The organism is Agromyces subbeticus DSM 16689 (assembly GCF_000421565.1).
Lineage (GTDB): Bacteria > Actinomycetota > Actinomycetes > Actinomycetales > Microbacteriaceae > Agromyces > Agromyces subbeticus.
Genome location: NZ_ATXG01000020.1, coordinates 37,495 through 57,076, shown reverse-complemented (window position 1 = coordinate 57,076; position 19,582 = coordinate 37,495). Strand labels below are relative to the sequence as shown.

Genomic DNA, 19,582 nt, shown 5'->3' with positions numbered 1-19,582 from the left:
TCTCCTCGGTCGCGTTCGACCGTCACCGTGGCGCGTGGGTGCGGATCAGTTTTCGGTTCACGAACTCCGCCATGCCGTAGTCGCCGAGCTCTCGACCGAAGCCTGACGCCTTGACCCCGCCGAACGGCAGATCCGCCTGGGTCTGCGAGGGGCCGTTGATCGACACCATGCCGACATCGAGCCGATCTGCGATCTCGTTCATCAGAGCCGCATCGGCTCCGAAGATGACGCTGCCGAGCCCGTAGGGAGTGTCGTTGGCGAGGCGAACGGCCTCGTCGACGGATGTCACCCGGTATACGACGGCGACCGGCCCGAAGATCTCCTCGTGGTACGCGCGTGCAGACGCCGGAACGTCGGTGAGGACGGTCGGTTCGACGAACGCACCGGCGCCGCTCGGTCGACGACCGCCGGCGAGAGCCCTCGCTCCGTGTGCGAGAGCATCGTTCACCTGCTCGATCACGGTCGCCGCGGCCGTCTCGGAGGAGAGCGGACCGAATGCCACGTTCGGATCCGTCGGACTCCCCACGCGCAGTGCCTGCACTCGGCGTACGAAGCGATCGACGAACTCGTCATGCACCTCGTCGAGCACGATGAACCGTTTCGAAGCGGTGCACGCCTGACCCGCGTTCCCCATGCGGCCCGCGACCGCGGCATCCGCGGCGGCGTCGAGATCGGCATCGGGCAGCACGATGAACGGATCGGATCCGCCGAGCTCGAGCACGACCTTCTTCATGGCGCGCCCGGCGAGTTCGCCGACCGCGCGCCCCGCGCGTTCCGATCCGGTGAGCGAGATGCCCTGCACCGCCGGCGCCTCGATCATTCGCGCAACCTGGGCTTCGGAGGCGTAGACGTTCTCGTAGACGCCGATCGGGAGTCCGATCCGATCGAAGAGCTCGGAGATCGCCGCCGCCGATTCCGGGCAATTCGGGGCGTGCTTCAGCACGACCGTGTTGCCCAGCACGAGGTTCGGCGCTGCGAATCGAGCGACCTGGTAGTAGGGGTAGTTCCACGGCATAATGCCCAGCAGCACACCGATCGGCGACGAACGCACGACGGCCTCGCCGGTTGGGGTCTCCAACCGCCGTTCGGCGACGAAGGAGGGTCCGTTCTGCGCGTAGTAGTCGAAGATGTCGGCGACCAGGTCGACCTCGCCGAGCGCCTCGGCCGTCGTCTTGCCCATCTCGCGAGTGATGATCGCCGCGAGACGGACGCGGTCGGCGCGATATTCGGCGGCCACTGCCGAAAGGTACTCGGCGCGCTCGCCGATCGGCCGACGACGCCAGTCGCGGTAGGCGGAATCGGCTCGCGCGACGGCAGCGTCGACCTGATCGTCACTCGCGATGGCGACTCTGCGCAGCACGTCGTTCGTCGTCGGATCTGTGACGCGGTACTCGGTCATCGCCGCACTGTCCCGTCCGTCGCGGGCAGCTCACCATGGGCGAGGCGGCGCACGACGTCGGTCAGCACCTCGAGGCCGGCGAGCAGGTCGTCGTCGCGCGTGTACTCCCCCTCGTTGTGCGAGATGCCATCCACCGACGGCACGAAGAGCATCACCGTGGGCACGATCTCCTTCATGTTGATCGAGTCGTGTCCGGCGACCGTGAGGATGTCGCCGTGCGCGTGCCCCAACTTCGCGGCGGACGCGCGTGCGAGTTCAACTCCCTCCGGCTGGTACGGATTGATTCCCCAGGCGTGCGACAGCGATTGGCGGATGCCCACCCGCGCCTGGCGTTCGATCTCGATGAACCGTTCGCGCAGGAGCGCGTTCGCCTCGGCGAGGATCGTCTCATCGGCGCAGCGCAGATCGAGCAGGAGCTTCACCTCGGATGCCACGACGACCGGGGAATTCGGATACACGTCGAGCTGGCCCACGGCCGTGTGGAGCACGCCCGGGAACCGATCGGCGAGCTCACGAGCGAACACCACGAGCAACGCCGCACCGTAGAGGGCATCCTGCCGATCTTCCATCACGGTCGCTCCGGAGTGCGCCTGTGCACCCTCGACGGTCACGACGTACTTGCTCGCGGCCCAGCTCGCCGAGACGAGGCCGATCGTCGTGCCGGCGTTCTCGAGCAGGCGCCCCTGCTCGATGTGGATCTCCGCGCAGGACGCTGCGCGCGGTCCGTCGCCGTGACCCAGGAAGCCCGTGGGCGCGAGCGCTTCGGCGACGGACACTCCGGCGCGATCGGTCGTCGCGAATGCCTGCTCGAGCGGGAGCGCCCCGGTGTACACGCTCGATCCCATCATCGAGGGCGCGAATCGGGAGCCCTCCTCGTTGAACCAGTTCACGACGGCGACGTTGCAGGGCGGAATGATGCCGTCGGCGGCCCACTCTTCGGCCAGGCGAAATGCGGCATGGGCGCCGGCCAAGACGCCGTACGCGCCATCGAAGCGGCCCGCTGTCGGCTGGGAGTCCATGTGCGAGCCGACGATCACGTACGGCGCACCCGGATTGAGTTCGAGCAGCCCGAACTGGTTGCCGATGCGGTCGTACTCGACCCGGAGCCCACGGGACTCGAGCAGCTGCGCGAGCCAACGTCGCTGCGCGACATCCGCTTCGCTCGCCGCCTGCCGATCGACGCCGCCGTTCGGAGTGGCACCGAACTCGCTCATGGTCGCGAAATCGCGGAGGAAATCGGCGGCAGCCTCGGCGGTGGTTGCCACGGCGTCGAAGCCGGCGTCGGTGTGGGTGGTCATGACTGCTCCTTCGTGCGAGAACGGATGGCGAAGCTCACGCGCCGGTGGCGGGAGCCCGCACTTCGGGGTCCTGGCGAAGATGCAGCACCGCCGGCAGACCGCTGGCGCGAGCGCGCCGGTAGGCGTCGCGGAAGTCCGCCGTGCGGGCGACCGTCTCGCCGTAACCGCCGAACGACCGCGCGAACGCGGCGAAGTCGGGATTCGTCAGGTGCGTGCCGGAGGGGCGGCCCGGATACTGGGCCTCCTGGTGCTCGCGGATCGTCGCGTACACGCCGTTGTCGACGACGATGGCGATGAACGGCGCTCCGTATCCGACGGCGGTGGCGAATTCCTGGCCGTTCATGAGGAAGCAGCCGTCACCGGCGACCGAGACGACCTCGCGGTCGGGAAAGACGAGGGATGCCGCGACGGCCGCAGGGATGCCCATGCCCATCGCGCCGTTGCGCGGGGCGATGAGCGTGGCAGGTGCACGGTGCTCGAGGTAGCGGGCCGGCCAGATGGCGTGGTTTCCGGCGCCGAAGGTGATCACGGCATCGGGCGCGAGCTCTTCACGGAGCACCGACATCACCGTCGTGAGATCGACGTATGGCCCGGCGTCGTGCAGTGCGCCGGCGGAAGGGGTCGTGTACACGATGTGCGCGTCGCGGGCCGCGCGCAGACGTGCCTCATCGAAGCTGCGACCGAGCGACGCCGGCAGGTTCGCGACGAGTCCCGCGGCATCCGAGGCGATGATCTGGTCGAGCCGGCCAGAGTGCCCGACCGGGTCGCCGGGAACGACGACGACCGTCTCGGCGTCGTGGCCGAGCCGGTAGCCATCGCTCAGCACGTCGGTGCGGGATGTGCCGACGAAGACCAGGAGATCGGCGTCGTCGAGGAGTGTTGCCACGTGATCACTCCGGCCGTACCCGAGCGCGCCGACGTAAGCGCCGAGCTCGCCGTCGTGGGGCACGGCGTCATACGCACGGAAGTCGGCGACGACCGGGATGCGGTGCCGTCCGGCCCAGTCGACGAGCGCGCGACCGGTCTGCACCGACCACCCCTCACCCCCGACGACGAAGAGCGGACGCTCTGCGCGCTCGAGCCGGTCGACGAGATCCGCGATGGCCGACGGACCTGGTTCGGGGCGCGCAGCGGGGGTGGGCTCGAGGGTCGTCGCCCCCTCGGACGACCAGCGGATGACGTCTTCGGGAAGTCCGATGACGACGGGTCCGGGTCGACCGCTTCGCGCGATCCGGATCGCATCGGAGACGACCCGCGCAGCTGAGCTGGGGTCGTCGAGCGTGGTGACGTGCTTCGCCGTGCTGCCGAACCACCCCGTGAGGTCGAACTCCTGGAACGCCTCACGGCCCCGGTCGGGAACCGGGATGAGTCCGACGAAGAGCACCATTGGCGTGGCATCCTGCCAGGCAGTGTGCACCGCTATGAACGCGTTCGCCGCGCCAGGGCCGCGGGTGACCATCGCGATGCCGGGTCTGCCGGTGAGGCGCCCCTCAGCGAGCGCCATGAAGGCCGCCCCGCCCTCGTGACGGGTGACGATGGTTTCGATCGACGAGTCGTGAAGTCCGTCGAGCACATCGAGGTACGACTCGCCCGGCACTCCGTAGACGCGCTCGACTCCCTCGCGTTCGAGCTGGGCGACGATCAGGTGTCCGGCGGATTGCGCAACGGCTGCGGTACGAGAGCCGCGCGGGGATGCGGCTTCGGGCGCGTTCGGGAGCGTGCTGCGTGGTTCGGTCGCGGTGATCATGAGACGGCCTTTCGGGAGATCGGGGGCTGGACGGCGAGGAGTTCCTCCAGCGGGCTGCCGCTGCAGATGCGGTCGATGAGTTCGGGCTCGGCGAGGTCGGAGCGGAGTGCCTCGCGGAACACCGCGGGGTCGACGGTGCCGGGTGCGATGGCGACCACGCCGTTCTCGTCGCCGGCGACGATGTCGCCAGTCGAGACGGTCACCCCGCCGATCCGCACCGGGACGCCGACGCCGTCGACCGCCGTGCCGAGGCGCTTCGTGGTGAGCGGGGTGGTGCCTCGGGCGAAGACCGGCAGCGACCGCGCGGTTTCACGCAACGTTGCGACATCCGTCACCGGGCCGTCGACGACGATGCCCGCCGCACCGCGAGCGATGGCCGCTGCCGCGGTGACCGCGCCGACGGATGCATGACGCCCGCCGTGCATGCGGATCACGAGCACCGAGCCGGGCTCGAGCCGCAGCAACGCCTGATTCACCGCGATCGCGTCGGGCTCGGTCAGGTCGACCGTCACTGCGGGGCCAGCCATACGTGCGACCGAACCGACGGGGCGGATGCCCGGGTCGCAGAAGCCCTCATCGAGGAAGTGTCCGAGGGTGGGTAGTTCGACGCTCGCAAGGGCGTCGAGGAGCGCCGTCGTCGACGAGAAGGTGACCTCAGTCATCGGAGTCCTCCCGGAGCAGCGCCACGCACTCCAGTTCGAGCGAGACGCCCCAGAGTGAGACGCATACGGTGGTGCGCGCCGGGAGGTGATCGCCGAACCAGCGGGTGTAGATGCGGTTGTACGACTCGAGGTCGGCGGCATCGGTCAGGTACCCGTTCACCTTGACCACCCGGTCGATGCCGCTCCCCACGCCGTCGAGGAGGGTGCGGAGGTTCTCCAGCGTCGTCTCGAGCTGACCCTCGAAGTCCGTCGGCACCGTGCCGTCGGCCCGTGCAGGAATCTGGCCGGACGTGTAGACCACGCCGTTCGCCACGACAGCTTGCGAGAACGCACCGACCGGCTCGCCGAGTCCGTCGACGGTCCGCACCCTCCGGATCGTCATCGTGCCGTCGCCTCGACCTGAGCGTCGACGGCGACCTCGGGCTCGACCTGCTGATCGCCCTGATCCACGATGTCGATATTGAGGTGGCGCCCTTCGGCGAGGAGCACGAGCGCGATCAGCGAGAGCACGGCCGCGCCGCCGACGTACCACGCGATGGACGAGCTCTGCCCGGTGACCGCGAGCAGCGCCACGGTGATCGCCGGCGTGATGGCGGAGCCGAGAAGGCCCGACAGCATGTACGACACCGAGAGGCCGGAGTAACGGACCTTCGCGCCGAACAGCTCGGCGAGGAAGGTCGCGATCGGGCCGTAGTTCGCCGAGAAGGCCAGCATCATGAGCGCGTACGCGACGAAGACGAGCGCCTCGTTGCCGGTGTCGAGGATCCAGAAGAACGGGAAGGCCAACGCCGCTTCGGCGATGATGCCCGCGGCGATCACCGGCTTGCGGCCGACCCGGTCCGAGAGGCGGCCGAAGGCCGGGATCGCGACGAACGCGACGATGCACGACACGAGCACCGCCCACAGCATGAGGTTGTTCGAATGGCCGAGCTCAGCGGTGCCGTAGTTCACTCCGGAGGCGACGAGCAAGGTGAAGGTCGAGCCGGTCGACAGCGTCGCGACACCACCGAGCAGCACCTGCTTCCAGTAGTGACGGAGCAGGTAGGCGAAGGGGAGCTTCGCCTTGGCGCCGCGCTCGCGCACCTTGCGGAAACTCGGCGTCTCCTCGATGTTGAGACGGATGTAGATGCCGACGCCGACGAGGATCGCCGAGGCGAGGAAGGGGATCCGCCACGCCCACGCGACGAGCGCCTCGTTGTCGACGGTCGCCGTGACGATGAGGAACGCGAGGTTGGCGATGAGCGTGCCTGCCGGGACGCCGACCTGCACGAGCGATCCGTACCAGCCGCGCTTGGCGGCCGGTGCGTGTTCGACCGTCATCAGCACGGCTCCGCCCCACTCGCCGCCGAGCGCGAGGCCCTGGATCAGCCTGAGCGAGAGGAGGATGAACGGTGCGGCGAGGCCGATGGTCGCGAAGTCGGGGATCAGTCCGATCGCGAACGTCGCTGCGCCCATCGTGATCAGCGAGATCAGCAGCATCGACTTGCGGCCGAGTCGGTCGCCGAAGTGACCAAAGAGGATCGCGCCGACGATGCGGGCGAGGTACGCCGAGGCGAAGGTCAGGAACGACAGAATCGTTCCCACGGCGGGATCGAGGTCGGGGAAGAACACCTGGTTGAAGACGAGCGCCGACGCGGTGCCGAAGAGGAAGAGGTCGTACCACTCGACCGTGGTGCCGATGACGCTTGCGAGCGAGATCTTCTTCATCTTGGCGCGGTCGAGGCGACCGGATTCGGTCGGCGGCGCTGCCGACGAGGGGGTGGTGGTCACAAGATCCTCCAGGGGGTCTGTGGAAAGGGTTGGTCAACTTTGGCCGGACCGAGCCGGCCGAGGCAATTGAAAACCACACATGGATTCGCGGCGTTTGTGTGCATATGCACAATCTGGACGCCTTGTGTGTCGATCATGTTTCGGTCAAGCGCACGTCGCGCGGGCGATCGCCCAATTCGGGCGGTCGACACGCGCACCGGTCCGTCGAGCCCGGCGACGTCGGGGTGCGGCTTCGCCGAGCTCGACGGCCCCTGAGGTCAGACCGTCTGAACGGCGCCGTTCTCCGCCAGGGCGTTCTGTCCCGGGCTCGCCTCGATGGGCGTAACGCCGCACCACTCCGCGATGAAGAGCGCGATCGACTTCGTGATCCGGCGCACCGACTCGACATCGACGCGCTCGTCGTAGCCGTGGATCGCCTCAGAGATGGGGCCGTACACCAGCGCAGGCATGTCGGCATAGAGCGCGAAGACCCGGCCGTCGAGGTACCCGGGGGTCGTGAAGCTCTTCAGCTCGTCGTTGAAGACCTCGCGATGAGCGCCCCGAAGCACCGACTCCGCGTCGGAGCCCTCCTCGAGCACATAGCCTTCGGCGTAGAAGCCGTTTCGAGTGGCGATCGCTTCGAGTGGGTTGCCCGCCTCGTCGGCGGTGACCGACGAGAGGCACTCCTGGATCTCGGCCCACGCAGCATCCGCCGTGACCCCTGGGTAGAGCGCGACCCGCACGTCGAGTTCGCACCACGCGGGCACACTCGAGGGCCAGTCGCCGCCACGGATGCCGCCGAGGTTGAAGTTGATCGGATGCTCGAGGTCCTCGAAGAAGCGATGCTGCCCCTTGTCGGCGTTCCAGCGCGCCTCGAGTTCCCGGAGCCGACTCATCACGTGGTAGGCGGCATCGATCGCGTTGAACCCGGCACTCATCTCCCGCGGGTGGATCGGCCGACCCGCGACACGCATGGTGAACCAGATGACCCCGGTGTTCGCGCGCACCAGCATGTCCTCCTCCGGCTCGGGAATCAGCACGGCGTCGGCCCGATATCCGCGCTGCAGCGCCGAGAGCGAGCCGTTGCCGGTGCACTCCTCCTCGACGACCGACTGGAAGTGGATGCGCCCGGTCGGCTCGAGACCTGCCGCACGGATCGCGTCGAAGGCGAAGAGATTCGCGACGAGGCCGGCCTTCATGTCGCCGCTGCCTCGGCCGTAGAGCCAGCCGTCGAGGATGGGCGCGTCCCATGGCGATCGCGACCATTCGTCGAGCGGCCCTTCGGGCACGACGTCGACGTGCCCGTTCAGGATCAGCGACCGGCCCTCCTCGCGCTCGGGTCGATACGTGCCGACCACATTGCCGACGTTCTCGTACGAGACCGCGACACGTCCGGCCCCCGGGTGGGTCGCCAGTTCCTCGGGGTCGAGGTCCCAGCGATCCATCTCGAGTCCGCGGTCGCGCATGGCGTCGAACAGCAGATCCTGGGCCGAGGCCTCTTGGGTCCGAAGCGATGGGTGCCGAACGAGCTCCTGGGTGAAGGCGAGCTGGGCGTCGAAGGCCGTGTCGATGGCGTCGACGATGCGTCGCGCGTGTTCGGGCTGGAGTTGCATATGTTCGTCCTTATCTGGATTGGTGCACGATGGGCTTGTCGTGAACGCGGAGGCGTTCGCCGATCGCGCCGCCGACGGCGGTGATGAGCGAGATACCGATGAGCAGCAGTGCGGCCGACCAGGACGCACCTCCGGTCGCGGCGAGGAATGCCGTGGCGATGAGCGGGAGGAAGCCGCTGAGTGCGCCGGCGATGTTGTACCCGAGCGACACTCCGCTGTAGCGCAGTCGCGGCGGGAACAGATCGGTCAGCAGGGCACCGGTGACCGCGTATGCGATGGTGATCAGCGCGATGCCGATCGTCACCGCCGCGATGATCGCGAGCGGGCTCCCGGTGTCGATGAGCCAGAACAGCGGGAAGGCCGCCGCGGCCGTGGCGAGACCGCCGACGACGGTCATCTTGCCGGGTCCGAAGCGCTCGGCGAATCTGCCGGCGAACACCGTGACGACGATCTGGAAGACCGCGGCGATCAGCGTCGCGTTCACCATGACACCCCGATCGACCCCGAGCGTGTTCGTTCCGTAGCTCACGACGAACGTCGTCATCATGTAGAAGCCTCCGACGCCGAGCATCGCCGCGGCGATCGCCACGAGGAGACGGCCGCCGGATCGACGGAACACGTCGAGCGCCGGTACCTTCGCGCGCTCGTCGAGCGCGACGAGGTCTTTAAAGATGGGCGACTCCTCGACCTTGAGGCGAATGTACAGCGCGACGGCGAGGAGCGGGAAGGCGCCGAGGAACGGCAGCCGCCAGCCCCATGAGTCGAACTCGTCGGGTGGAAGCAGCAGCACGAGCGCGAATGCGCCGGACGAGATCAACGTGCCGACGGGAGAGCCGATCTGGATGAGTGCGGCGAACCGGCCGCGACGTTCGATCGGCGCGTGCTCCACGGCGAGGGTCATCGCCCCTCCCCACTCGCCTCCGACGGCGAGCCCCTGCAGGAGTCGGAGCACCGCGAGCATGACCGGCGCTGCGATGCCGATCGCGAGGTAGTCGGGCAGAACACCGATGAGCCCGGTCGCACAGCCGATCATCACGATCGTGATCAGCAAGGCCGGTCGGCGCCCGTACCGGTCGCCGATGTAGCCGAACACGAGTGCACCGAGCGGGCGGGCGGCGAAGCCGACGCCGAAGGTCGCGAACGCGGCGAGCGTCGCGGCAGTGGCGTCGAGCTCGGTGAAGAAGAGCCGGTTGAAGACGAGTGCGGCAGCCGTGCCGAAGAGGAAGTAGTCGTACCACTCGAGGGCGGTGCCGACGAACGCGGCCCACGCGATCCGAGCGGCGTCGGAACCGCTCACCTCGATCGTCGACGCGGGTCGCTCCGTCTGAGCTGGATCTTCCATGGCTTCTCCGTTGAAATGTGCGGGCACTGCCCGAGCGTGAGCACAGTGACGTGCTCCCCCATCGTGATTCACGAAGATGTGCCTGCACAACCGTGAAACGGCACGAGTTCGCGGCCTATGATGTGCAAATGCATAATCAGTCCGACAGCATCGCGGCGCGTATCGCGACGAGATGCCTCGCAGATCTCGATGACATCTCCTGGCGCTACGTGCACGAAGTGCGTGAGCTCTCGGGCTATCTCGATTCGGTGATCGACGACGAAGAGCTCCTCCGGGCCGCCCAGGCGTCGCTCGAGATGCTCTTCGGTCGCATCGCCGGCGCAGACCTCGATGCGCGATTGATCGCGCACTCCGATCGACTCGGTCGCCGGCGGGCGCGACAGGGCATCCCGCTGGATTCGCTGCTGCGAGCCGTGCGCATGGACTTCCGATTCCTCTGGAATGCCATGCGCACGTACATCGCGGAAGAGGAGATGCCCGCGTTCTCCGATGAGGTCGTCACCATCTGGGACGCGGTCGAGGTGCACACCATCAACGTGCACGCGGGATACATGGCCGAGCTCGCCGAAATGAACCGCGAACTCGAGCTCGCCCGGGCGTTCCTGCTGCGTCGCCTCCTCCAGGAGGATGCCCACGATCCGCGGCTGTATGCACAGGCCGCCGAAACCCTGGCGCTCGACCCCGATGCCGGCTTCATCGTCACCGTCGGAAGCACGCGCTTCGCGGCCGAGTTCCGGGCTGCGCTCCGAACGTCGTTTCCCGACGCGACCATCGATCGTCTCGACGGTGCGGAGTTCGCCATCATCGACACCGCAGACGTCGACGATGCAGGGCTCGACGCGCTGCGCGCCATCCCCGGAGGTCTCTCGCCCGTCGCATCGGGCATTCACGAACTCGGCATGATGTGGCGCGCTGCCGGCGAACTCGCGGCGCTCGTCGATCGGTTCGACCGGGCCGCAACGCTCGATCGAGACTGGGATCGACTGATGGTCGGCCGCCTCGACGGGGTTCTGCGCTCGCATGCGCGGCAAGTGCTCGCGCCGCTCGCATCGGTGCCCGATCGAGAACGGAACCTGCAGATCGAGGCGGTGCAGCAATACCTCCACAGCGGTTCGATCACACGCACGTCGGAGGCGCTGTACTGCCACCGGAATACCGTCCTGAACCGGCTGGGCCGATTCTCGGCGGCCACCGGTCTCGATCCGACCCTGCCCCACGATGCGGGCACGATCCGGCTCGTCTTCGCCGCGACGGCATCGGGAGATGAGGGCTGACCGGGGCTCGAACCGCCCGGCGCAACAGAAAAGCCCTGCATTCAGATGAATGCAGGGCTTCTTGCTCCCCCACTTGGACTCGAACCAAGAACCTACCGACCCGCAGCCGATTGAAGGATTGGACCTTACTTCCCCGTAATCACGCCGATGTCTTCGGGTGACACTCCCCAACATTACGGGTTGTTTAGGGACCTTGAGGGGTGTTTCCGGCCCAATTTGTGGCCCAGATGCCACGACAGGCGATAGGCCAGCATCCGGGGCAGCTCGGACGGGGTGGATGGCCTCGTCTGTACGGACGGTCTGGTTGAGCGGCTCCGGCAGATCTACGCGCGGGACACCGCTATCGGCGGACAGCCCGCGGGCGCTCCGCCGGCCCTTCACCATCGATAACCGTCACGCTGAGCTAGACCCAGCAGCGTTACTCGCGCTGCGGCAGGGGTTCTCGCCGAGCTTCGGAAGACTTGCGATCGCGGTGAGACGATCGTCGTGATGTCGCGCGGCTCACGGTCGTCGTTGGGTACGACGGCCAGAACGAGTTGGCTGGTGCGGACCTCGCTGCGGCTTTCCGGCGGGCAGCCAACTTAGTGCTCGGCTGTCCGACCGCGGCCGCCCCGTACATCGCGCAGCGTCAAACTTGCTGTCGACGCAGCGCCGACGATGCAGGGAGTCAGCCGTCGCCTACGGATGAAGATGCCGGACTCAGCTGTGCTCCGATTCGCCCGGGGAGCCTGGCACGGATGCGGTCGACTCCCCGTCGGTGAGGATGCCGAGGTTCGCCTTGATCTGAGGGAGGACACCTTCAGGGAAGCGATCTGCAGGTGTCCCGTAGAGGGCGATCTGCGCCAGTGCGAGTGCGATCCGACTCGATCGCTGCAGCTCGCCATGGACGAGCAGGAGCGCAGCTGTCTGCCGGTCGGTTGCCGCGGCGACTTCGAGCTGTGCCCAGGTGAGGCCAGCGGTGCGGTGGGCCGCCGAGTTGCGGTACCGCGTGCTGTTCGTGAGGAGGCGTCGGGCGCGCTCCAGCGGGCTCATCCGAGCGATTTCGGTGCCAGGCTCGATCACCGCGTGCGGGTCAAGCTCATGGTCGGGCTCGGAGGGACGGGCGGACTTCTTCTTGCTCATGCCGGTCACCGGGCCTCGGGGTCGAAGATCAAGCGGATGAGGATCTCGGTGAACAGGAGCGTGATGAGTGGGATCGCTGCGCTGAACACGATGCCGATCACCGCCTGGTAGGTGGAGAGGTCGCCTTTCCAGTACGCGAGCGTGTGCGTCGCGTTCGCGACGACGGAGAGGCAGGTGGTGATGGCGAGCCCGGCTCTCCCCCATCCGACGTATCGGTCACGGCGACGGAACTCGACCATCGCGAACGTGCTGGCGATGATCGCTACGTCGAGGAAGATCGCGGGGAGCAGCTGCACTTCAGGCGGGATGCCGATCCACGAGCTCATCGCGTACACCGAAGTGAACGAAGTCACGAGCGCGGCAAGCACAACGATGATGAAGAGGCTGACGCGGAGCCACATGAACCACCCGATACCGCTGCGAACCGCTTGGAAGTCAGCTCGCATCGCGTCGGCGAAGGCGCTGTGGTGCTCGACCGCGATCTGCTCCTTCTCGAAGATGACCCCAGTGGGGTCGGCCAGTGTGTCGGTCATGCTCTGCTCCTGCCTCTCGATCGGCAGTGCGTATATGCGCGGCAGAGGCAGCCCTCTCAGCGAGTAGGCGACACGTCCACATCGAGAGTGACGCCATAACGAGCGCGCTGAACCGCCACCTCACCGGCCGGCCAGGCTGGCGATGACTCCTCCAGTCAGCCGACGGTGAACTTCGGTCGGAGGATCACGGTCTCGAAGGTGTCGCGGTAGATCTCGTGGGCCTTCACAGTGGCCCGGTCAATGGTGACGGCCTGCCCCTCTGCGAGGTCCTGCGGGTTCTGCGTCTTCCATTTGAGGACGTATCCGTCGTCGGTGACCAGCTGCACGATGGTCATGTCGCCGTACATCGTCTCGAAGGAGTGCATCGATCTGACGCGGGCGGGAACCTGGGCGAGCTTTGCGTCCTTCGGTGCGAGGAATGCTCGCTGCTCGGCTGCCTTCTCCTTCGCCTTCTGCTTGGTCGCTCGTTCGCGCCGTTCGGCGTGCCGGAACGCGGACACGGCGGAGACAGCGATGCCGGCGTGCTTCGTCTTCACCCAGTCGCCGCCGAGCGATGCTTTGAGGTTCGCCATGTACGAGTCAGCGCCGTCGTCTGGCTGCTTCTTCACCCATCGGATGATGCGGTTGGCGAGCTTCCTCCGCGCCGGTGTATCCCCTGATCCGAGGAGCGCGGCGAACTGCCTTGTCGCTCGGGCTGCGGTGGGCTGCACGGTCCAGCTCCCCTGCGAGGCGGAGACGTACTCCTCTCCATCGGCGGATGCTACGAGTGCGGCGACGACGAGGTCGCTGGTGTCGAAGACGCGAGCGTTCAGGTTGGACCCATTCCCGGCATCGAAGTCGTCGAGGTCGAGGTCGTCGCCGATTGCCCAGAGCCCTTCAGGGCGGACGCCGAGGAACGGCGTGAGGCAGGAGCTTCCGACTTGGCGGCCTCCCTCACCGTGATGGCTGAGGGTGTACACCTTCTCGCGTCGCCGGTTCGTGCCGCACTGATCGCAATGCGCGTCCTCGACGGCTGGCGCGTCCTCGCGCCCGAAGGTGTGGGAGATGACATCGCCGGACGGCGTGAACTCGTGCACGCCGGTGATCTGCCAGCCGCCGTAGCTGATCCTCGGAGCGTTCAGCCGCACCTCGAGCAGCTCGACGTCGATGCCGTCGCGGTGCTCAACAATCGACTCGGTCTCGAAGGCGAACCGCTCTTCGATGCCTGCCCGGGCAAGCTTCCGATTGGCCTCATCGACGCGGCGCTCGACGGCGCTCAGGTGATGTGCGAATACCCGAACACTCGGGCCGGCGGCGTTCTCCTGGGGAGCGGTGCCGGCGGTCAGGGAGACGGCAGATTCGGCGCGCCCCTTAGATGCGAACTCGCCACCCGTCGGCTGTCCGGCAGGCTGGCGGTGCAAAGTGCTCATGACCTGGATAAGGGCGGCGGGCGCCCGCAGATGGATCGTCCAGTGCGAGCGCCCGCTGCAGCCGTCTACTTGGCGCTGGCGAGCAGTACCGGACGCTTCTCCCAGCTCGACGGACGCTGTGAGTCGGCCGGATGCACGGTGCCGAAGACGACCTGGTAGGGCCGCACCATGTGCTCGTACGCCTCCTGCGTCCAGCGGGGGAACCGAGGGTCGCCGACGAGGTGCCGATTCGCGACCGCCTTGCCCGCCTCCAGCAAGATCAGGACCGCGTCCGTCCGCACAGCGCCGAGATTCTCCTGACGGAGTTCGTCCGATCGCGCGTCGAGGATCGCGTCAAGCGGGCGGGCGAGGTCCAGGTCGCTGCTGTCGAGGCCTCGTTCGGACGCGTCGACGGCCGCCTGATCGCCGATCGACACCCAGAGCTCGCGCCGGGCGCCTTCGTTCAGATCACCCCACGCTCCAGCGTTGATTCCCCTGTGGGTTTCGATGAGCTTGCCGAGATGCTCGGCGGTGACACGTCCATCTTGGACGCGCACCATCTGGTTGAGGACGGTGAAGGTACCACCGACCCGGTCGGCTGCCTTCGGATCCCGCGCGAGCTCACGAGCGGCGCAGGTCATCTGTCGTGCAAGTCGCTCTGCCGCGTCGGCTGCATCCGCGGAGAGGGCCCTCTCAACGTCGCGGTGCGCCTGGACGGCAGCGCGCGCTGCCGTGACCACATCCCAGCAGTTCACGTCATCGTCGTCGTGTGCCCACTTCCCCGGGACGCCGGGCCACCCGCTTCGCAGGATGCCGCCGCAGCGCGAGCACGGGATCGGGTCACCGGCGTCGTAATTTGCTTCCCACTCAAGTGGCGGCTCGGCGACCCACGCTGATGGTTTGTCGTCTGCGATCCGTGCGATCATCTCGTCGTCAGCCCACTCGAACCGGTCGCGGAGGCCGGCGCCTTCGAGCTGGGTGAGTCCTGGTCCTGATTCAGACCGGTGGCTCGTGGCGAACTGACCGCCGATGGGCTGGCCTGCGGGCTGCCGTTGCGGCCCGCTCACCGCTCCTCCCAACCTTCAGGAAGGCGGACTGGCTTACCAGTCATCGTGGACGTGTAGACGAGAGTCTCGAAACCGTTCCCGTCGTCACCGCCGCCGTAGTCGACGGAGATCATCTCCTCCTCGGGGTCTGGCTCGATCGAGTCGTTCTCCGTCCAGCGGACGGCACGGTCGACGATCCGGATGCCTGTTTCCTCACCTGTGTACGGGTCGATGAACGTCGGAATCACGGCTTCGGGCTCGTCGGGATAATCGGGGTCGGGCCTGAACTCGAACCGAAGCCGCGGATACTCCGCAGAGCGGACCTTCGAGAGCATCCCACGGTAGAGCTGGTACGCAGCAGCAGGGTCCTCGGCGAAGAGCCGGTCCACGGCCGCCTCAGCGACCTCGCGTGCGGACGGCACCTGCACCGGCTCGTAGTCACGGTCGGCGGCGTCGACCCACTTCCCATAGATGGTCGCCTTCGGGGCCTTCCTCGGCCAGCGCTCGTCCTTCTCGCTGTCAGCGTAGGCGACGAGGAAGTCGCCGGTACCTGTTCGGCCGTCGCGGGTCTCGTAGTCGATCCGCTGGTAACGGTTCCCACCGACAATGTGCTGACGCGACGAGATCACCTTGAGGTAGTGGTCTCGGAGATCGCCGGCAGCCGCCGAATGATCGATGAACTCGTCCCCGACCTGTAGTTGATCGAACGTGAGCTCGAGCGGGCCGGTGCGGGTGGACGCCTGAGAGAGGGAGACATGGGACTCCTGCCGTGACCCAGCGGCGAACTGGCCGCCGATCGGCTGGCCGGATGGCTGACGCTTCATCGTGCTCATGCCCTGGATAAGGGCGGCGCCCGCAGGCGATTCAACCATGAACGGCGAGCGCTTCGGCAGGGCCACTGAGGCGGTGGGCCTTCGCCTGCTCGGAGAGGAGCACCTCGAGGTACCCGCAGATCGCGGCGAAGGTCTCACGGAGGAGGGCGGGTTGCTTCGGGACCCCAAACTGGGTGCTCGAGGTCCGGCCTTCAGCGGCGGCCCGGAGGGTGGCGAGCAGCGCAGTCTCGAACGCCATGAGCCGGCGACCGCTCGCGGTGTGGGGCGTGACGAGTCCCGAGCGTCGGAGAACGAGGCCCTGCTCCATGTGAAGCTGGAGCACTTCGGAGACTGTCTGCGCGTGCGCGCCGAACAACCCTCGACCTTGCGTCGCGTCGATCACCGCGATCGCGAGGCCGACGCACCCGGCATACCGTTCGACGATTGCATCCGACGGGCTCGTAAGTTCATTGAACACGCCGTCGTCGTCGAGCCAAGCGTGCATCAGCGGTATCGCGGCGGCATGGCCGGGCAACGAGACGAAGGTCTGGCGGTTCTGCATGGCGAGGATATGCGCGGCGATCAGCTTGCCCGGGCGATCTGGAACGAGTCGACGGCCGAGGCGATCCACTCTTTCACCTGCTGTTCGGTGCTCCCGAACGGCGCGTCGGGCATCGCGATGACCTCGGCGATCGCGGCTGGCCAGTCGGCGGCGGCGGCAATCTGCGCCGCTTCGAGCTCGGCGAGACGGTCTGCGGTGAGCCGAGTGTTCTTTGTGCTGACCAGCTCACATTCGGTGGCGAGCCAGCCTTCCAGGAGCGCCCGGCAGAGCCGGATCCACGAGAGAGTCGTGGTCGAGGCCATCCGCATGACGCTCATTGTCCCGGCAACGGAGTCGCGGTGAGGGCGCGGGTTCGAGGCCAGTGTTGCGAGCACGAGCGTCTGCGCGATGCGGGCGTCCCGTTCGATGATCTGCTCGATCGCGTCCAAGGTGTAATCGTCCCAGAGAGCGAGGAGGCGCTCGTCGATCTCCTGCTGCTCGGGGCTCATCCGGTCGCTCACGAGTTGGTGGAACGCGCGGGCGGAGTCGCGGGCGAGCATGGGATCTTTGGTGACGCGCTCGGTCACCCACAGTCGATCGAGGAGGTCCGCAGGGCGCACCGGCATCGGCACTTTGTACGCCTCGGCCAGCGCACCGGCCGCGAGCTTTAGCCGCGACGCGGACTGCAGCCCCTTGGCACTCAGGATGAATTCGTCGTGGGCGGACTCGACACTGGCTTCGAAATCGGCCTCTTCGGGGAGCACATCGGTCGACTCGTGCCGATGGTAAGCGGCGACAGCCTCGCTCATGGGAATCCGCTCGTCGACGACGGGATTGACGTCAACCTTCCGCTGCCGGTCAGCGGCGAGGCGGCGCAGGCACGACTGAACCGCGGAACGAGCGAGCTGCCGGGCCCATCCCTCAGCGGAGGCGTGCCGGGCGCGGTCGAGGTCGAAGCCGCCTTCATCCGACTCCAGCGTGCGCTCGAGGATCACATCGTTGAGTAGATCAGCGAGATCAACGCGCTGCCATTCCGGAACGCTGCACGGACTTTGCGCCACGGACTGGGCGATACCGGCGGCCATCAGTTTCGAGTAGATCAGCACACGACCAGATCGTTCATCGAGCTCGTTGGCACGGATGCTTTCAGCGAGGTCGGCGATTTCAGCATCGATCGCAGAGCGGCCGACCATGCTGTTCAGATCATCCACGTCCTGCATATGCGCGGCGCCGAAGTGCGAACAGGCATGTCCCATCACATTGAAGCCACCACGGCGCGGGCGCGCGTCTCTCTCAGTGCTAGCAACTGACCACATCAGGCTCATATATGCACTATGCGTCTTGTTAGACGCATTATCAAATTGAGAGCCTTGTGCTCGCCGATTTGGTGCACGTTGCGTCTCGATGGCACCGGGTTCGCGCTAGAATTGGTGCATGGGCAGGCAGCCGCAGGAACCACCGGGAATCCTTGCGAGTTCACTCGCTGCAGGCATACGCCGAGAAATGGGCGACCGGCGAATGTCTGGCCGCGAGCTCGCTCGTATGCTCGGGCGCTCAGAGAAGTACGTTCGCGAACGCCTGAACGACACATTTGCCTTCGGGCTGAATGACATTGAGACGTTCTGTGCGTGGCTTGGAGAGTCGCCAGAAGCCTTCTTGGCGCGCAGTGAGCAGGAGGCGAAGCTTCGCAACGCCGGCCCCGTGCGCACCCGACGTGGATCCAGCGGCGCCTCCGGCGACACCATCGCCACCCAAGGTCAGATGACGATTACGAAACCGTCGCCCGAGCCGATGGTTGGCGAAGGAAATCACCACCTCGGCGATGAGCAGGCCCTCAACACTCATTTCGGGTGAACACGCTGCAAGCTCTCAGGATGGTATAGCTATGTTCCTGAAGTGCTTGTTCTGAAGACCATCGTTGCCGTAATCTGTGCTCTCGCATTCGCTGCCAGGCTCCGACAGCTCATTGTGGAGCCCACGGCAAATCCTGCGGCGCTTGCATCGAGGAAGGCCTTCACCCTGGCGCTCCTGCTTTTCACGCTCGCCGTGCTGCTCGACATCGAAGAGGTATACAAGGCTCTCGATGCCGCGCTCGGGAGTATCCGGATAGCGGATTTGGTCATGCGAGCTCTTGTATACGCACTGATCTTGATCGTGGGCGTCGTGACGGCCCGGGCATTCAATTCGATGCTTGCGTTGTGGCTGATCAAGGGCAAGTACGGCAAGATCGCGGTGGCCGTCGCGGGAACAGTGACCGCTACCTCGTTCGGATTCGGTGCGCTCGCAACCGACGATCCGTATGACTCTGCCGCGGGCATTGCATATGTACTGGCGTGGCAGCTCTATGCGGCGTATGTCGTTGTTTGCCTGCTCTCCGCCCTGCTGCCCGCTGCACTGACACCGCACACCTCTCGGATACGCCAGGTGGCTGCCATGCTGTGCGCATTGGGATGCCTGGTAGGCCTCACATATCCGGTCGCCCGCGCTGTCGAAGCGGCCAACGACACTGAGGGTTTATTCACTGACCTACTGAAGATGTGTCTTGTCGTGCTTATCGTCTCAAGTAGCACGATCGTTTGGCTCTCGAATCGACCCCAGAAGCAGCTCTCAGTAGGTGGGGCTAAACCGTGAAGGCCGCCGCAGCGACAACGCTGCCGAGCGCCAGACCAGTCAGCGTCTGCGCCCACGTGTGCGCCCCAAGGTAGACACGAGACCATGCGACAGCTCCGCCCACCAGCAATACGACTATGGCTCCCACTGGCGACACCGCTGCCACGGAGCCAACGACGAGTCCGACCATCGAACACTGAGCCGATATCTTCCACCAAATGCTAGCCACACCCACGATGACGACGACGCAACCGAGAGCGACCAGTGCACGAATCAGGTGAGTATCCGCGCCGAGTACGCTGAGCAAGCCGACAGAACCAGCGATCCCCACGATTGTCGCGCCTGCCAGTGGCACACGATTTGTCCGGTCAGGTACGAACCGACTCTCGATCCGACCTCGCCGAATGCCAGCAACTATCGCTATGGCCGGAATGCCGATGCATATC

18 protein-coding genes are annotated in these 19,582 nt (G+C 66.5%); 3 read left to right on the top strand and 15 right to left on the bottom strand.

Annotated elements, in window-relative coordinates:
- Window positions 1-22: 22 nt before the first annotated feature.
- The 8 genes from H521_RS0119010 to H521_RS0118975 form a co-directional block, all read right to left on the bottom strand.
- Entirely contained in the window at window positions 23-1,399 is a 1,377-nt protein-coding gene (locus H521_RS0119010; protein ID WP_022894600.1) for an NAD-dependent succinate-semialdehyde dehydrogenase, read from the bottom strand.
- The gene (locus H521_RS0119005) at window positions 1,396-2,697 is read right to left on the bottom strand and encodes a M20 family metallo-hydrolase (protein ID WP_022894599.1); all 1,302 of its coding nucleotides are present in this window, start codon (window positions 2,695-2,697) and stop codon (window positions 1,396-1,398) included. The genes H521_RS0119010 and H521_RS0119005 overlap by 4 nt, the downstream gene beginning before the upstream one ends.
- Before the next feature lie 34 nt (window positions 2,698-2,731).
- Complete coding sequence (locus H521_RS0119000; protein WP_022894598.1) at window positions 2,732-4,444, bottom strand: thiamine pyrophosphate-dependent enzyme; 1,713 nt, start codon at window positions 4,442-4,444, stop codon at window positions 2,732-2,734.
- Window positions 4,441-5,106 (bottom strand): RraA family protein, encoded by a 666-nt coding sequence (locus H521_RS0118995; RefSeq protein WP_022894597.1) that lies wholly within the window; start codon window positions 5,104-5,106, stop codon window positions 4,441-4,443. Before H521_RS0118995 ends, H521_RS0119000 begins: the two co-directional genes overlap by 4 nt.
- The gene (locus H521_RS0118990) at window positions 5,099-5,488 is read right to left on the bottom strand and encodes a RidA family protein (RefSeq protein WP_022894596.1); all 390 of its coding nucleotides are present in this window, start codon (window positions 5,486-5,488) and stop codon (window positions 5,099-5,101) included. Before H521_RS0118990 ends, H521_RS0118995 begins: the two co-directional genes overlap by 8 nt.
- Window positions 5,485-6,876, bottom strand: a complete 1,392-nt coding sequence (locus H521_RS24405) for an MFS transporter (protein WP_022894595.1) — start codon at window positions 6,874-6,876, stop codon at window positions 5,485-5,487. Before H521_RS24405 ends, H521_RS0118990 begins: the two co-directional genes overlap by 4 nt.
- A gap of 257 nt (window positions 6,877-7,133) precedes the next feature.
- On the bottom strand, window positions 7,134-8,468 hold the full coding sequence (locus tag H521_RS24400; protein WP_022894594.1) for an ArgE/DapE family deacylase: 1,335 nt from the start codon (window positions 8,466-8,468) through the stop codon (window positions 7,134-7,136).
- A gap of 10 nt (window positions 8,469-8,478) precedes the next feature.
- Window positions 8,479-9,810 carry an MFS transporter gene (locus H521_RS0118975; protein WP_022894593.1) on the bottom strand — a complete coding sequence of 444 codons (1,332 nt, stop codon included), beginning with the start codon at window positions 9,808-9,810 and terminating at the stop codon, window positions 8,479-8,481.
- 128 nt (window positions 9,811-9,938) lie between these two features.
- Between H521_RS0118975 and H521_RS24395 the strand changes: the two genes are divergently transcribed.
- Window positions 9,939-11,084 carry a PucR family transcriptional regulator gene (locus tag H521_RS24395; RefSeq protein ID WP_051159357.1) on the top strand — a complete coding sequence of 382 codons (1,146 nt, stop codon included), beginning with the start codon at window positions 9,939-9,941 and terminating at the stop codon, window positions 11,082-11,084.
- A gap of 699 nt (window positions 11,085-11,783) precedes the next feature.
- Here H521_RS24395 and H521_RS0118965 read toward each other — a convergent pair.
- The 7 genes from H521_RS0118965 to H521_RS0118935 form a co-directional block, all read right to left on the bottom strand.
- Entirely contained in the window at window positions 11,784-12,206 is a 423-nt protein-coding gene (locus H521_RS0118965) for a hypothetical protein (RefSeq protein ID WP_156891586.1), read from the bottom strand.
- A gap of 5 nt (window positions 12,207-12,211) precedes the next feature.
- Window positions 12,212-12,739, bottom strand: coding sequence for a hypothetical protein (locus tag H521_RS0118960; RefSeq protein WP_022894590.1), 528 nt, complete (start codon window positions 12,737-12,739; stop codon window positions 12,212-12,214).
- 155 nt (window positions 12,740-12,894) lie between these two features.
- On the bottom strand, window positions 12,895-14,148 hold the full coding sequence (locus H521_RS0118955; RefSeq protein WP_022894589.1) for a hypothetical protein: 1,254 nt from the start codon (window positions 14,146-14,148) through the stop codon (window positions 12,895-12,897).
- A gap of 65 nt (window positions 14,149-14,213) precedes the next feature.
- On the bottom strand, window positions 14,214-15,194 hold the full coding sequence (locus H521_RS0118950) for a hypothetical protein (RefSeq protein ID WP_022894588.1): 981 nt from the start codon (window positions 15,192-15,194) through the stop codon (window positions 14,214-14,216).
- Window positions 15,191-16,006, bottom strand: a complete 816-nt coding sequence (locus H521_RS0118945; protein WP_156891584.1) for a hypothetical protein — start codon at window positions 16,004-16,006, stop codon at window positions 15,191-15,193. The genes H521_RS0118950 and H521_RS0118945 overlap by 4 nt, the downstream gene beginning before the upstream one ends.
- Window positions 16,007-16,037: 31 nt before the next feature.
- The gene (locus H521_RS0118940; RefSeq protein ID WP_156891582.1) at window positions 16,038-16,547 is read right to left on the bottom strand and encodes a hypothetical protein; all 510 of its coding nucleotides are present in this window, start codon (window positions 16,545-16,547) and stop codon (window positions 16,038-16,040) included.
- 20 nt (window positions 16,548-16,567) lie between these two features.
- A complete protein-coding gene (locus H521_RS0118935) occupies window positions 16,568-17,851 on the bottom strand; it encodes a hypothetical protein (protein ID WP_156891580.1) in 1,284 nt (427 codons plus the stop codon).
- Between the two features lie 109 nt (window positions 17,852-17,960).
- On the opposite strand from H521_RS0118935, the gene H521_RS0118930 reads away from it, so the two are divergent.
- Complete coding sequence (locus H521_RS0118930; RefSeq protein WP_022894584.1) at window positions 17,961-18,380, top strand: helix-turn-helix domain-containing protein; 420 nt, start codon at window positions 17,961-17,963, stop codon at window positions 18,378-18,380.
- 42 nt (window positions 18,381-18,422) lie between these two features.
- Complete coding sequence (locus H521_RS0118925) at window positions 18,423-19,157, top strand: hypothetical protein (protein WP_022894583.1); 735 nt, start codon at window positions 18,423-18,425, stop codon at window positions 19,155-19,157.
- Window positions 19,158-19,582 lie beyond the last annotated feature (425 nt).

Excerpts from the sequence above, each read along its gene's own strand:
- H521_RS0118975 (WP_022894593.1), bottom strand. The coding sequence starts at position 9,810 with ATGGAAGATCCAGCTCAGACGGAGCGACCCGCGTCGACGATCGAGGTG.
- H521_RS0119005 (WP_022894599.1), bottom strand. The coding sequence starts at position 2,697 with ATGACCACCCACACCGACGCCGGCTTCGACGCCGTGGCAACCACCGCC.
- H521_RS0119010 (WP_022894600.1), bottom strand. The coding sequence starts at position 1,399 with ATGACCGAGTACCGCGTCACAGATCCGACGACGAACGACGTGCTGCGC.
- H521_RS0118965 (WP_156891586.1), bottom strand. The coding sequence starts at position 12,206 with ATGAGCAAGAAGAAGTCCGCCCGTCCCTCCGAGCCCGACCATGAGCTT.
- H521_RS0118995 (WP_022894597.1), bottom strand. The coding sequence starts at position 5,106 with ATGACTGAGGTCACCTTCTCGTCGACGACGGCGCTCCTCGACGCCCTT.
- H521_RS0118955 (WP_022894589.1), bottom strand. The coding sequence starts at position 14,148 with ATGAGCACTTTGCACCGCCAGCCTGCCGGACAGCCGACGGGTGGCGAG.
- H521_RS0118990 (WP_022894596.1), bottom strand. The coding sequence starts at position 5,488 with ATGACGATCCGGAGGGTGCGGACCGTCGACGGACTCGGCGAGCCGGTC.
- H521_RS0118945 (WP_156891584.1), bottom strand. The coding sequence starts at position 16,006 with ATGAGCACGATGAAGCGTCAGCCATCCGGCCAGCCGATCGGCGGCCAG.
- H521_RS0118960 (WP_022894590.1), bottom strand. The coding sequence starts at position 12,739 with ATGACCGACACACTGGCCGACCCCACTGGGGTCATCTTCGAGAAGGAG.
- H521_RS24400 (WP_022894594.1), bottom strand. The coding sequence starts at position 8,468 with ATGCAACTCCAGCCCGAACACGCGCGACGCATCGTCGACGCCATCGAC.
- H521_RS24395 (WP_051159357.1), top strand. The coding sequence starts at position 9,939 with ATGCATAATCAGTCCGACAGCATCGCGGCGCGTATCGCGACGAGATGC.
- H521_RS0118935 (WP_156891580.1), bottom strand. The coding sequence starts at position 17,851 with ATGAGCCTGATGTGGTCAGTTGCTAGCACTGAGAGAGACGCGCGCCCG.
- H521_RS0119000 (WP_022894598.1), bottom strand. The coding sequence starts at position 4,444 with ATGATCACCGCGACCGAACCACGCAGCACGCTCCCGAACGCGCCCGAA.
- H521_RS0118940 (WP_156891582.1), bottom strand. The coding sequence starts at position 16,547 with ATGCAGAACCGCCAGACCTTCGTCTCGTTGCCCGGCCATGCCGCCGCG.
- H521_RS0118930 (WP_022894584.1), top strand. The coding sequence starts at position 17,961 with ATGGGCAGGCAGCCGCAGGAACCACCGGGAATCCTTGCGAGTTCACTC.